Source organism: Cupriavidus sp. GW821-FHT02F09, assembly GCF_059421605.1.
Genome location: NZ_JBWKVH010000002.1, coordinates 121076 through 134435, shown reverse-complemented (window position 1 = coordinate 134435; position 13360 = coordinate 121076). Strand labels below are relative to the sequence as shown.

Below are 13360 nucleotides of genomic sequence, written 5' to 3'. Positions count from 1 at the left end.
GCGCGTATTTAGAGGCTGCGCCTAAACGCATTCACCCATCAATGTGAAGCGACCAATGCGACAGGGCACGGAGGAACATTCATTCAGTCTTCGCGAGATAAACACGATTTCGCCCAGCGCCTTTCGCTCTGTACAGCGCAGCATCGGCCGCCTCGACAAGCTCGTCGGGGAAGCGTTCTTGCCGAAGGGTTGCGCAGCCGGCGCTGACTGTGACATAGCCAACCGGAGTCGGAGCGTCGAGCTTTAACTGCGTCACCATCTGGAGCGCTTGCGCCGCGACCTCGGAAGCGCCACGACGGTCTGTATCCGGGAGAACTATCACAAATTCCTCTCCGCCGTAACGGCAGACTAGGTCCGCCGGCCGGCGAACGACCCCAGCAAGAGCAGTCGCCACTGCGACAAGGCAAGCATCCCCTTTTAGGTGGCCCAAGGTGTCGTTGTAGAGCTTGAAATGATCGACATCGATCATGATTAGCGATAGTGGCAAGTTCTTGCGCTTCGCACGGTCGAATTCCTTGGTGAAGTGCTCATTGAAATAGCTCCGGTTATAGATCCCCGTCAACCCGTCATGGACAGATGTTTGCAGCAGGCTGGCATGGGCCGCAAATAGACGCTGGTACAGAACGGTGACCTCCCATACTAGAACGCACACGAGTACACCCGGGGCAAACATGCTGAAAATCCTGGCGAGATACCAGCCCACGCTGAACCTGGTGGCACTCAGCAGGTTCAAGCTGGTATCGATGAGGCAAGCGAGCAAGGCAATCGATAGCCATATGTCAAGTACGGCCCGCAGGCGACCGCTCAGCAACACGATAGCAATGGCAACGACATTGAGCGACCATATCGCCAGCGCGGTTGCATTTTTCTCGTAGGCCCCGGCGTCTCCCGCTGCGTTCAGGGCGGATGGCAGATCACCGTATAGAGCCAGCCCACACAACACCACACCAATTGCGACGGGCCCACCGACTAGCCCCCATGCCCATAGGCTGACATTCTTGGGGCGGATCAGCTCTTTCATGGATAAACTGCGCACCGCCACTGCGAGAATCACAAAAAACGGAAAGCCGCCATGCCAGAAGACCCACATCCACGCGGCGCTATTCGGACCGGCGCCAAAGAGGCCCCCAGGGGTGAAAACACCGGGAAACGTTAGCAGCTGCAAAGCCACCGCCAATGCGGTAAACGCGTATGCCCCACCCAGTGCTCCAAGGATCGGCTGCCGGGTCACCGTAAATTGCGCGCCGAGTAAAAAACTGGCGATACAGGCGGTGGTGAATACCGTCAGCGCGCACATCGGCATGAAGGTGGGAACCGCGGGTAGCACCTGGGTTGCCCGAGGGACGGCGATCGCGAAGACGCACAGGATAAGTAGCGCAGTGATACCGGCAAGCATTGCTTGTCTGCGCGTGGCCTGCCGTACCAGGAAGCTTTCCATAGTGTTCACCAGTCTTTAGCCGTCTTCCACAGCCCGCATGGTCCCGGCATCGTGAAGTGACATACCGTTGAGGCACAATCAACCTCATACAAGCCCGTCAACGTACAGCGATCGTCAGTCTAGTCAGTCTATATCGCCCATCCTTGATTGATCAGCCGGGATCTTAGAACCGATAGCCTAGGCCGAGCACCATCACATCGGAATCGCGGCTATTGGTCGTGACGGTGCGGTGCCAGGAGAAGCGGGTGGTCCAGGACCGGCTGATGCGATAGCTCGCCGACATGGTGAATAGGCCGAGCGTGTGCGTGATGCCGCCGCCCTCGTCCCGGTCCCGCGCCACATAAGGGCCCAGTCCGATCCCCAGCGTCAGACGGTCATTGAAGAACGGCCGCACCAGCCAGGCCTGCGCTGCGACACCCTGCCGGCGTACAACCCGGGCATCGCCCTCGTTCAGATAGGTGGCAGTGAGGTCTACATAGGGCAGGATGCCGCGGCGGTACTCCACCGCGAAAGCGGTGCCGCTGGGTGAATCGAAGTTGTTGATAATGGTGGTGCCGCCGAAGACCGTGAGCTCGTTGCTGGTCGTGTTGAGGGTGTACGAAGGCGGTGGCACCACCGGGCCATCCCTGCTCCCTCGATCGAGCTGATAGCCCACGCCAATCAGGAAGGTGTTGGTGTCGATGCTGCCAAATGCCTGCGCCCGGTTGTATCGGGCCTGGACGATCCAAGGGCCGCCGTTGATATACCAGTTGGCCGCCGCGCTGATCAGGATTCCCCAGCCATGCTGGTCATTGACACCGCCTTCGGCCGTTCTCACCGTGGTATCGAAATAGCGGTAGGGACCGACCCCAAGCGAGAAGGCAAACCGCCGGTCCGTCGACAGCAATCGTCCCCATAACTGCGCGCTATGTCCGTCACGATGATGGTTGGTGACGTGGCCCTCGTTCAGGTACGAGAAGGAGGCGTAGACGTTGTCGGTCAGGTTATGGGCGTACTCGTAAGTGTAGCCGTATGTTTTCTCTCCCAGCGACGGCGTTTGCTGCAGCCCGCCAAGCACGTAAATCTCCTGGGCATGGGCCGCATGGGCGATGCCCACTAGCAAGGCCATGCAAAGTGCAAGATGCAACAGGTGATGCCGGCCGCCCCATCGGCCCACGCCGAACCCGAGGTGATGTCGCATGAACGGTACTCCGTGGTTGGGCATGCCGAGTGGGTCTTGTTGCGGCGCGGCGGACGCTACACGTCCGGAAACGCAATGGGAACGCACCAAAAGCCTGCTGTTCGCTCGAGATGGCATCTCGGGCATGATCGCTCTGGAATGGACTCGGAGAGTGAGGGCGCACGAGTTCACTTGCGCATCGAGGGCGTATGGGTTATGCCCACCAGCAGACCTTCCGGTCCCAGCAGCCGCGTGACGGTCTGACCCCAGGGTTCCGCTCGCGTCGCAACCAGCAGTGTGTAGCCCTGCGACTTCAGTTCCGCTGTGCCATTTTCGATATCCGCCACGTCAAATTCGATCCACGCTTGTGGCACGGGAAGATTGCCAGGCCATTGATCCGTGCCAAAACAGGATTCAGCCGCCTGCGCCAACGGCCACAGGGCAAAATGCTTCACGCCATCTAGCCCTCCCGTATGCAGATAGCCGTTGGCATCTTCCTGGAACGACAGTCCCAATGCCTCGGAATAGAATTTTCGGCTTGCGGCCGGGTCGCGAACGATCGGGCCAAAACCGGCGACGAAAAGCACGTCGATGTTTTTTGGCGTTTTCATTGACATATCTCCTATGTCTTATCTTAGCAACCCGTGGAAAAAGTCCCGCGCTGTGTCAAGCAGCAAGGATTTTTGGCAAAGTCTGGGCGATATTATCCGCATTAGGTTTCCGGAGCCGCATCCCATTTTTTCCTCATTTCCTTGCCCCATTTCGTAGGATCTTCGTTATGCATTTTCTCCATCATTTTTGCTACGTCCGGGTGCTTCTCCAGGACGTGTCTCGTCATGACCTTGATCATCTCATCCCAAGAACTGGCCGACAGCTTTTGGTCGCATTTTCCGCCGAGTTCCCTGCACGTCATTGTTCTCGTAGGGTCCGCTCCAAAAGGGAAGAAAGGCAAATATCCCAAGGTTTGATAACCGGCAGAAGTACCCGAAAAATTCCGAATTCACTGTAGTGCATAATAGGACATTCGCAGGGTTGCAGCATTTCTGGTTACCCCGGGGCCGTGGCTAGCCCGGTCGCTTTGCGACGACGGCTATCGGCGAATGCGCCGTACCGCGGCTTGCGGCCGGTGCCGGGCCTTCGCCACGCTAAGAAGACTCAGTCGTGTCGGGCCGGCCACATGTTGCCAAGTGACTCACGGCATACAAAAACATGTCGCACTGATGATCGCTCCGCCGATTTTTGGCCCGGCGCTGGCCCTGCGTTAAGCTGCGCGAGCGACACGGCGTCCACTTGGACAACGAGACGGTGCAGCGGATCATGGTCGACGCAGGCTTCGGGGTACTGCACAGGCAGCGCCCGCCCAAGCTTCACCAGCCGCGCAACCGTCGGACGTGTCTCAGCGAACTGATCCAGATCGACGGCAGCGATCACGCCAGGTTAGAGGCTCCAGCCAATACACTTTTTCACGCGTCTTAGAGCCTTCCATTGTGACCGAATCGCAATACCTATTTCCGTGTGTAACGTAGCCACGTCACTGCGGAACTCACTGTTTTTCTGGATGGTCCCTTTTATATAGGAGAAGGAGCAATTGCAGGGGCGCGTTGCCCGGGGGATATGTGTCGCGGCCTGCGCGAATAACAGCAGGAGACAGTGATGAAATCAATTCAAAGGATATGCTTTGCTAGTGTTGCCGGCTTGCTTGCCGCTTCGGCTGCTACTAGTTTGGCGGGTGCCGGAACTCTAGCCGCAACGGATGGCGCTTTGCTCATGAACAGCTCGCCTGGAACGCCGGTGCGCACCGAGTCTGACAGCATGGCACCGCCTACCGAGTTAGCGACGAAGCTCAGTGACAACGCGATCACGACGAAAGTCAAAGCCGAGCTCCTTGCCACGAAGGGACTCCGGCCCACCGCGATCCGAGTGAGAACCGAAAACGGTGTTGTGCATCTCGATGGCAAGGTTCGAAACGATTCAGAGAAGCTGACAGCTTTGAACGCCATCCGTGCAGTGGAGGGCGTGCAATCCGTGGTGGACGGCCTGGAGGTCGAGAAATAGCCATCGCAGATATCAGGGCGTACCCTTCACAGGAAAAGCGCCCCGCCGACGCAGGGATGGGACGACGGGGCGAAATCGCTGGCAGGATCATGCGGACCTGCCCACGCGGGGGAGGCTTCTACAGGACATCGCTCACGCCGCCAATTCCAAAGCCGGGCGAGCGAACTGCAACGTACCGTGCGATTCTTCGATGATGAGATTCACGCCGTAGCGTGATGCCAGGGACTGACCAATGTGGATTGCTTCGTCTTTGCCTTCGAATTCCAAGATTGCGGTGGCCGCACCACAGGTTTTCAAGATCCAACCGGCGCGCACGGCACAAACCATAATGTCTCTTCGCATCTGAACTCCTCTGGAGACGGTAACTACAGGGTAGGAAAGGCGGTAAAAACTCGCCATCGGACACCGTCCTACCTAGTTGTCAGCACTCGCCTGGTCTCTTGCCGGCGGCCCACCATGGCTGAGCGGGAGGCAGCGAGGGGCTCTGTGCCGGGAAGGCAGTGAGATCGGCAAGATTCTCGGAGTGCCCGGCGACCTATGCTGCCAGGGAACACAATTGCTGTGCTGCGGACGCAGTGCTTCCCAGCGGTCCCACGGATGCGAGCCTGGAACGGCAATTGCGTCGAGCATTCTTAGCCCGCTGGCAGATGGCGGGCTCCGATATCGGCGCCGCGGACGTCGCATCTGCCATGACCCGTTGCCGGATGACCGCGGACAGTCATGGAGACGACCATGCCCAGAGCATCAAGCATAGCCAAGGCCAGAGCAGACCAGCGAGCGGGCAAGGCACCGACCACGCAGGCAGGCCATTTCGTTCACGATGCGATCGAAGCAGTGCGCCGGGGTAAGCACGGCGTGCGCTCGGCAAAGCAGGCCATAGCGATCGGGTTGTCGGAGGCACGCCGCGCTGGCATTGAGGTGCCGCCGAAGAAGGGCGCTACAAGGACGCAGGCCAAGCCCGCAGGCACCAGTTCAGCGCCCAAATCCGCCGGCAAGGGTGGCAACGGCAAGGTGACGCCGCGACGGGCCAGCTCAGAAAGCAAGGCCACGCGCGCGCGCGCTGCCATCAAGGCGCTCAAGCGCGAGGGCACAGCAGGCGTGTCACGTCAGGCGCTGTCCGCCCAGGCCAAGCGCGCGGCAAGCACCCGCACTGCTGCTGATCGTTCAGCTTCCGCCAAAAAGGCCGCTAGCACCAAGGGGCCGGCTGTACGCTCCGAAGCGGCCCGCAAGGCCGCGCGAACGCGCTTGACAAACAAGGAGGCAAGCCGCTCGCACTAGTCAACACCCTGCTCGCATAGGACTGCGACGGCGTCGCCTTCGGCGAATAGCTCCGACATCGCTCCGCCCCTTGACAGCGCATACCGTGGCCCGGACGGCACTCCTATTTAACCCTGCCGGGCGGTTACCGAAACCCGGCCGGGGCGCCACGTAAATGTCGCTCCTCTGGTGCCTGGGATAGCAATCCTCGGCGTGCAGAAGCGGTGTTGGTTTCGCTTATGTGTTGGCCGAAATTACAAAATCCGGCTCCAAATTACACATAGCGGCGTGGCCCGAGCGTGGCAAACGCAGCAGGTCGCCGCGGCTTCCCGCGCCTGTCGGCAGGTATGCTCCTTGCGGTTCATGTTCTTGCGGCTCACGAGAACTGGTGGTTTCGATGCATGCATCTCCCGCGAGTCCTCATGACGAACCGTGTGACCACACCATCAGGAGAGAGCGATGAAGATTCCGGCACTTACCCTGCGTATGACTTGTGTCGCTGCAGCGATGGCGGCAGCTGCTGGCGGCGCGTTCGCGCTCGATACGGGCGGCATCATGCGCGTCGCCACCGACACCACCATGGCTGCGCCACCCAGCCCGGCCCCTGTCATGCCGGGCCAGGCCGAGGGTGACCGCGACCAGCGGCTTGTGGCCGCTACTGAAATGAGCGCAGAGAAGGCCGAGCAATCCGTCAGCGACAGCGCCATTACAACCAAGGTGAAGACTAAGCTGCTTGCCACCAAGGACTTGAAGTCCACGGGCATTCACGTGAAGACCAAAAACGGCACGGTCAACCTGAGCGGCTCGGTGCCGACGAAGGAACAGCACCAGATCGCAATCGATGCTACGCGTAATGTCGAGGGGGTGAGTTCGGTGAACGACGAGCTGAAGGTGTTATCGCGCTAGTCCGCAACCGGCCCGCCCCGGGGAAACTCCCGGGGTGTGGCACCAACATGATCGGGAACCCGCCGCTCGCCATGCCTTCGATTCGGGGAGCGATCGGCGGCGTGCATCGATTTGTCAACGAGTGGATATTCCACTATTTTATAATCTGTCGGTTCGGGTCAGCTTGTCGATTTTTGACAACGAAACACACATGATTAAGTATAATTATTATCTATTGGTTAATGTACTTAATAGAATTAAGTAATTTAAAATAAGGAAGAACAATTCCAATGTAAAGTCGTCAAATTTGTATGGATATAGTTGGAGATACTCCATGCAAGCCATTCGTCATATTCATGTATGGCGCCGCCTGTTCCCTATGGGCAGGCCGACGCTCAAGCAGAACAGCCTCTGCGCGCTTACTGCCGGCGCACTTGTTGCCTTGTTGGCGAGCCCTGGCGCACACGCAACCGATCTTGCGCGCCAGACCATAGGCCCGGTCAGCTACGTTTGCGGAGGTGTTGGTGAGGACGAGCAGCAGGCAATCAAATCGGAATCGAAGGATTTTGATATGGGACTGTTATTCACTGAGGGCGCGCGCGGTGAGTATCTATCCGATGTGGCAATCACCCTTTCGCGCAACGGAGTCGAGGTTGCATCCTTCCGTTCGAGTGGGCCGCGCTGCCTCATCAAAGCACCAAGGGCGACTTATCAGGTCGTGGCAACCTACAATGGCGTAGAAAAGCACACCCAATTGCGGATGGGTGATCGGAACGTGCATTTGAATTGGTAGCCGGCCGACGTCGCAAGGGCCATGCGGCATTTTCCCAATGCCGCAGATCAGATGCGCGTCACCGGGTGCGCAACAGTAGCGCCACTGGCAGCATCTCCAGCACCTTGGCCAAGGCCAAGCGGCCGGCGCGCGTGTCCAGCGGGCGGCTGGTCAGGACATCCACCCAATGACTGTCGTCCCCGTGTCCGACTCGCAGGACGGTGTCGCGCCATTGTGCTGGCGCGAGAATGGACCGGTCGCTCTCGGCCAACCGGGCGGCCAGTCGGGTGCCGGCCACCAATGCCTGCTCTTGCCCACGACGGCGCATGAATGCAAGCGCGTGCGCGGCGAGCAGGCCGGCCAGCGCGATGGGGTCATAGTCGCCGGCGACAAACAACCCCGCATGTGCCTGCCATGCGGCCAAGCCGCTGCGGATCAACTGCAGCTTGACGCGGCCGTTCTGCCAGTTGGCAAGCCATTCGGGCCACCCAGATGTGTCAACCAGCCGGGCGCGCAGCGACTCGAAATCCACGGGACGGCGGTTGTTGGGATCGACCAGGCTGAGATCCCGGTCCTCGGCGCCCTGGTAGCGGTCGGGCACGCCGGTCCGCGCGCAGCGTCTCCTTCTCTGCGAGGATCTTCTCGACCACCAGCCACGGGCGCGCGATGGCGCGCCGCCGTGGTCGATCGGGCGCGAGCGCGGTGAGGTGGGCGCCCGGTTGCTGGCAGTAGGCCGCCGGATCGGCCAGGCCGTCCTCTGTTCCTAGACGATATTCTGACGGGCGAGTGGGCGTGGCCCGCACAGGCCACGCGTCAACACATTTTGGCGACCGTGTCCAGATAGTCTCGCCCCTCGTTCGTGAGGCGAACTTGTCCCAGGTCTTGCGCGGCTCGATGCCGTTTTACAAGCCGCTGTCGCTCAAGAGTCTTGAGGTCAGCGGGGTCTAAATCAAGATTCTCGTTTGCACTCTTGAGTATCATCAAGGCGGCGATTTCATGTGGGCTGAGCATCTTCGTCTCCGGCGAAGGGGATGGGCTGCTTGCTTTACAGCCAGCGGCTGCGTCATGGAAATGCCAACACACTTTCTATCGAGACGCACAAGCTCGCAACGCTGGATACATTTCCTTACGCCCCTGTGGGGGGCTGGGATCGTTGGGCGCGAGGATTGTGGCGTTTGGGTGATTCGCTGCGGAATGTGAGCAAAAAGGCGCGACCGATGCACCGAAAATCATGCTCAATACGGCTGCCAACGTCATCAAGCCCCGTGTTGATCAGCCGTCGGCGGACGCGCCTGTTCCATCATGAAATCGACGAACGCACGCACGCGCGATGGCAGCAAACGGCCGTGCGGATACATCAGGCTGACGGGGCGCATGCGCCCGGCAAAAGCTTGCAGTACCTCGACCAGATCGCCTTGCGCCAGGTCCCGCTCGACGACGAATTGGTAGGTCTGGAACAGCCCCGCGCCCGCCTTGGCCAGCGTCACGCCGGCCAGCACGTCTTCCGCGCACATGTAGTTGCCCGTCGAGAAGATCTCCTTCTCGTGCTCACCTTCCTTGAACAGCCAGGAGATCTGCCGCCCGCTGCTCGGTAGATCGAACTGGATGCACTCGTGCTGGTCCAGGTCCGACAGCATTCTAGGTACCCCGGCGCGCTTCAGATAGGCGGGGCTCGCGACCACCACCAGTGCCGCGTCTTCAAGGTGCCGGGAGACCATCATCGAGTCCGGCTGCGCACGCAAGCGGATCGCCACGTCGAAGTTCTCCTCATGGAAATCGACGTTGCGGTTGCTGATGTGGGCTTCCACCTTGATCAGCGGGTACTTGGCGCGAAACGCGGGCAGGAGCGGCAACAGCCGATGGTGCCCATAGGTGGTCGGCGCGCTGATGCGGATCGTGCCCGAGGGCTGCACCTGCTCGCCGGTGACCTTGCGCTCGGCTTCGACCAGCTGATTGAGCGCGGCGCGGCATTGCTCGAAGTATTCCTTGCCACCTTCGGTCAGCCGGATGCTGCGCGTGGAGCGCACGAACAGGCGCACGCCCAGGCGCTTTTCCAGGCGCGAGATCGAGCGGCTGACGGCGGCAGGCGTGACGCCTGCGGTATTGGCAGCCGCCGTGAAGCTGCCGGCCTCGGCGGCCAGGCAAAAGAGCTCGATGCTGCCGAGCAGGATGTCGTCGAATTGCCGATGCATATTCTTTACGTCATGTAATAGGACAAGTGTAGCAAACCCCGTTTATTGCGCTCAACAGCAGCAATATAGTCCCTCCACACCGGTGACGGCTCTGGAGTCCGGCACCGGACCCTGAACCTGAATCTGAACCTGAATTTGGATCCATCGGAGGACCATCATGAGCAACACCGACAACACCGACAACACCGTCATCATCACCGGCGCCACCAGCGGCATCGGCCTGGGCTTGGCCGAAGCCTTCCTCAAGGCGGGCTACAACGTCGTCGGCACCGGCCGTTCCACCGAGCGCCTGCAAGCCACCGCTGAACGGCTGAATGCCGGCGAGCGCTTCCTGGGTGTCGCGGGCGACGTCGGCAAGCCCGAATCGGCGCGCCAGGTCTTCGCGCAGGCCATTGCCAAGTACGGCAAGGTCGACGTGCTGGTGAACAACGCGGGCATCTTCACGGCCAAGCCCTTCGTGCAGTTCACGCCGGACGAAGTGGAGGAGCAGATCTCCACCAACCTGAAGGGCGTGCTGTATCCGTCCCAGGAAGCGGCCAGGCACATGAGCGAACGCAAGCGCGGCAAGATTATCAACATCACCGCGTCTCTGGCGCTTCAGCCGCACGGCGGCGTGCCAGCGCTGCTGGCCGTGGCCCTCAAGGGCGGCATCAACCAGGCCACGCGCGCGCTTGCGCTGGAACTGGCGCCCCACGGCGTGACGGTCAACGCGGTCGCCCCGGGCGTCGTGGACACCCCGATGCATGCCGCCGAAACCCATGCCGCACTCGGCAGCCTGCACCCGCTGGGCCGCATCGCCAACATCGCCGAGATCAGCGACGCCGTGCTCTACCTGGCCAAGGCCGACTTTGTCTCCGGCACCGTGCTGCCGGTGGACGGCGGCTTCAGCGCAGGCCGCTGAAGCCGGCAGCCGCGGCCGGACGTGTGTCCTGCCGCGGCCCGGAATCCATCGCGCTCATCTCGAAACGTCAATCCATGCAGGAGGCCGCCATGCCTTTTGTCAGCATTCGCATTACCCGCGAGGGAACCACCGCCGAGCAGAAAGCCCAGGTCATCAAGGAAGTGACCGAGACCCTGGAGCGCGTGCTGCACAAACCGCCCGAATGGACGCACATCGCGATCGAGGAGGTGGATACCGACAACTGGGGTTTCGGGGGCCGCACGACCACCGAGATTCGCAAGCAGTCGAATCCCGCTTCAGTCCCCGGTGCGCAGGACAGCCGATAAGCCGCCTTGGGCGGAGAGATCGGGGCTTGGGAATCCATCACGCGCTCAACCGGCTTCGGGAGGTGCGGCTGGGCAAGCCCTCCATCAGGCACCGCGGACATCGCCTGGATGTGTGGCAAACAAGCGGGTATGTACCTCTGTGTGCCAGTGCGGCGGCCGGATACATGGCGATACACGCGGGGCCGAAGGCCGCCATACAATGGCGACGAAACCGACTGGCCGAACACGCCCAATCCTGCCGAGGTGAACCCGATGGAAGCGCACATCGACCATATCTTGATCGTCGATGACGACCGGGAAATCCGTGAACTCGTCTCGGCCTATCTCACCAAGAACGGCTTGCGCGTGACGGTGGCGCCGGATGGCCGCCACATGCGGTCGTTCCTGGAGGCCAATACCGTCGACCTGATCGTGCTCGATCTGATGCTGCCCGGCGATGACGGCCTGGTGCTGTGCCGCGAATTGCGATCCGGAAAGCACAAGGCCACGCCCGTGCTGATGCTGACCGCGCGCGACGATGAAACGGATCGCATCATCGGCCTCGAAATGGGCGCGGATGATTACCTCGCCAAGCCCTTTGCCGCGCGCGAGCTGCTGGCGCGCATCAAGGCTGTGCTACGCCGCACCAGGATGCTGCCGCCCAATCTGCAGATTACCGAAGCAGGGCAGATGCTCGCGTTTGGTCACTGGCAACTGGATACTACCGCGCGCCACCTGATCGACAGCGACGGCACCATCGTCACGCTGAGCGGCGCGGAGTACCGGCTGCTGCGCGTGTTCGTCGACCATCCGCAGCGCGTGCTCAACCGCGACCAGCTCCTCAACCTCACGCAGGGCCGCGAGGCGGACATGTTCGAGCGCTCCATCGACCTGCTGGTCAGCCGCCTGCGCCAGCGCCTGAGAGACGACGCACGCGAACCCAGCTATATCAAGACCGTGCGCAGCGAGGGCTACGTTCTTGCGATGCCGGTGCAGATCAAGGAGGCCCGCCAATGAGCACAACGAGCACGCGCTTTTGGCCTTGGCCGCGCTCGCTGGGTTCGCGCCTGTTCCTGATCTTGCTTGCCGGGCTGGTGGTCGCGCATGGTTTGTCGTTTGGCGTGCTGTTCTCCGAGCGATACATGACAGCGCGCGAAGTCATGCTCGGCACGCTGGAGACCGATGTGGCCACCTCGATTGCCATCCTCGACCGCGTTCCCGCCGCCGAGCGTGCGCAATGGCTGCCGCGCGTGAATCGCGGCAACTATCAATACATATTGGGGCCGGGCTCACCTGGCGTGCCCGAGATGACGCCACGCGGCAAGGATATTGCCGAGCGGATCACCCAAGCCAGCGAAGGCCGCTTTCCCGTCACGGTGGAGTCGATCCCGGGCGACGGCAAGCAGCTGCAGGCGCACCTGACGCTGAGCGATGGCAGCGCCCTGACCATCGACGTGCATCCGCGCATGCTCCCGATCGCGCAGTGGCTGCCATATGTGCTGGTGATCCAGCTGTTGTTGCTGGTTGTGTGCTGCTGGTTCGCCGTACGCGTGTCGATTCGGCCGCTGGTGGCACTGGCCGATGCCGCTGATACGCTCAATCCCAACATGAAGTCACCGCCGCTGGCTGAAACAGGCCCCACCGAGCTGACGCGCGCCGCGCGGGCGTTCAATGCCATGCGCGAGCGCATCGCCCAGTTCATCGAGGAGCGCGTGCAGATCCTGGCGGCCATCTCGCACGATCTGCAGACGCCGATCACGCGCATGAAACTGCGCGCCGAGCTGGCGGAGGACTCCGAGGGCAAGCGCAAGATGGTGCAGGACCTGGCCGAGATCGAAAGGCTCGTGCAGGAAGGGCTGGCTTACGCGCGCGCCACGCATGGCGATGGCGAGAAGCCATCGCGAATCGACCTCGGATCGTTCATCGAGAGCCTGGCCTACGATTATCAGGACACCGGTAAGACAGTGAGCATCCTGCAGAACATCGGCGGCGCCATCGTGACGCGCCCCCATGCGCTGCGCCGGATCCTGACCAACCTGATCGACAACGCGATCAAGTTTGGCGGCGCGGCGGAACTGCGCGTGGACCACGAGCACGACACCGTGATCATCGAGGTGCTCGATCGCGGCTCGGGCATCCCGGAAGACAAGCTCGAAGCCGTGCTGCAGCCATTCGTCCGGCTGGAAAGCTCGCGCAGCCGCGAGACCGGCGGCTCCGGCCTGGGCCTCGCGATTGCCCATCAGCTTGCGGTGGCCATCGGCGGCTCGCTCAAGTTATGCAACCGTGAAGGGGGCGGGCTGGCAGCGATCGTCAGGCTAGGCTGATCAAAGGAGAGGGGGCAGGCCTGCTCGGTGGCTCGGCGGGGCCCCGGTTTCCATGTGTCGCTGTCCACCTCT

14 protein-coding genes are annotated in these 13360 nt (G+C 61.4%); 8 read left to right on the top strand and 6 right to left on the bottom strand.

Features of this window, described 5'->3' with window-relative positions; translation table 11 throughout:
* Nucleotides 1-79: 79 nt before the first annotated feature.
* From AC07XB_RS03375 to AC07XB_RS03365, 3 genes are all read right to left on the bottom strand, one after another.
* On the bottom strand, nt 80-1438 hold the full coding sequence (locus AC07XB_RS03375; RefSeq protein ID WP_492826323.1) for a sensor domain-containing diguanylate cyclase: 1359 nt from the start codon (nt 1436-1438) through the stop codon (nt 80-82).
* Between the two features lie 163 nt (nt 1439-1601).
* Nucleotides 1602-2618 (bottom strand): TonB-dependent receptor, encoded by a 1017-nt coding sequence (locus AC07XB_RS03370; RefSeq protein ID WP_492826321.1) that lies wholly within the window; start codon nt 2616-2618, stop codon nt 1602-1604.
* Nucleotides 2619-2785: 167 nt separating this feature from the next.
* Entirely contained in the window at nt 2786-3208 is a 423-nt protein-coding gene (locus tag AC07XB_RS03365) for a VOC family protein (protein WP_492372470.1), read from the bottom strand.
* Between the two features lie 1042 nt (nt 3209-4250).
* On the opposite strand from AC07XB_RS03365, the gene AC07XB_RS03360 reads away from it, so the two are divergent.
* Nucleotides 4251-4652 carry a BON domain-containing protein gene (locus AC07XB_RS03360; RefSeq protein ID WP_492826319.1) on the top strand — a complete coding sequence of 134 codons (402 nt, stop codon included), beginning with the start codon at nt 4251-4253 and terminating at the stop codon, nt 4650-4652.
* Between the two features lie 132 nt (nt 4653-4784).
* Here AC07XB_RS03360 and AC07XB_RS03355 read toward each other — a convergent pair whose 3' ends face one another.
* The gene (locus tag AC07XB_RS03355; protein WP_492372473.1) at nt 4785-4994 is read right to left on the bottom strand and encodes a DUF2188 domain-containing protein; all 210 of its coding nucleotides are present in this window, start codon (nt 4992-4994) and stop codon (nt 4785-4787) included.
* Nucleotides 4995-5384: 390 nt separating this feature from the next.
* Here AC07XB_RS03355 and AC07XB_RS03350 point away from each other — a divergent pair, with 390 nt between their 5' ends.
* The 3 genes from AC07XB_RS03350 (at nt 5385) to AC07XB_RS03340 (ending at nt 7587) form a co-directional block, all read left to right on the top strand.
* Nucleotides 5385-5930, top strand: a complete 546-nt coding sequence (locus AC07XB_RS03350; RefSeq protein WP_492826507.1) for a DUF6496 domain-containing protein — start codon at nt 5385-5387, stop codon at nt 5928-5930.
* Nucleotides 5931-6368: 438 nt separating this feature from the next.
* Nucleotides 6369-6815, top strand: a complete 447-nt coding sequence (locus AC07XB_RS03345) for a BON domain-containing protein (RefSeq protein ID WP_492826317.1) — start codon at nt 6369-6371, stop codon at nt 6813-6815.
* 358 nt (nt 6816-7173) lie between these two features.
* Nucleotides 7174-7587, top strand: coding sequence for a hypothetical protein (locus AC07XB_RS03340; RefSeq protein ID WP_492826505.1), 414 nt, complete (start codon nt 7174-7176; stop codon nt 7585-7587).
* A gap of 58 nt (nt 7588-7645) precedes the next feature.
* On the opposite strand, the gene AC07XB_RS03335 is transcribed toward AC07XB_RS03340, so the two are convergent.
* Complete coding sequence (locus AC07XB_RS03335) at nt 7646-8167, bottom strand: hypothetical protein (RefSeq protein ID WP_492826316.1); 522 nt, start codon at nt 8165-8167, stop codon at nt 7646-7648.
* Nucleotides 8168-8822: 655 nt separating this feature from the next.
* The gene (locus AC07XB_RS03330) at nt 8823-9758 is read right to left on the bottom strand and encodes a LysR family transcriptional regulator (RefSeq protein WP_492826314.1); all 936 of its coding nucleotides are present in this window, start codon (nt 9756-9758) and stop codon (nt 8823-8825) included.
* Nucleotides 9759-9915: 157 nt separating this feature from the next.
* Here AC07XB_RS03330 and AC07XB_RS03325 point away from each other — a divergent pair, with 157 nt between their 5' ends.
* The 4 genes from AC07XB_RS03325 to AC07XB_RS03310 all read left to right on the top strand — a co-directional run bounded on the left by AC07XB_RS03325 (nt 9916) and on the right by AC07XB_RS03310 (nt 13288).
* Nucleotides 9916-10659, top strand: a complete 744-nt coding sequence (locus AC07XB_RS03325) for an SDR family NAD(P)-dependent oxidoreductase (RefSeq protein WP_492372478.1) — start codon at nt 9916-9918, stop codon at nt 10657-10659.
* Nucleotides 10660-10748: 89 nt separating this feature from the next.
* Nucleotides 10749-10985: a tautomerase family protein gene (locus tag AC07XB_RS03320; RefSeq protein WP_492372479.1), complete on the top strand. Its 237-nt coding sequence runs from the start codon at nt 10749-10751 to the stop codon at nt 10983-10985.
* Between the two features lie 252 nt (nt 10986-11237).
* Entirely contained in the window at nt 11238-11981 is a 744-nt protein-coding gene (locus AC07XB_RS03315; RefSeq protein WP_492372480.1) for a response regulator, read from the top strand.
* Nucleotides 11978-13288: an ATP-binding protein gene (locus tag AC07XB_RS03310; protein ID WP_492826311.1), complete on the top strand. Its 1311-nt coding sequence runs from the start codon at nt 11978-11980 to the stop codon at nt 13286-13288. Before AC07XB_RS03315 ends, AC07XB_RS03310 begins: the two co-directional genes overlap by 4 nt.
* The last annotated feature ends 72 nt before the right edge of the window (nt 13289-13360 follow it).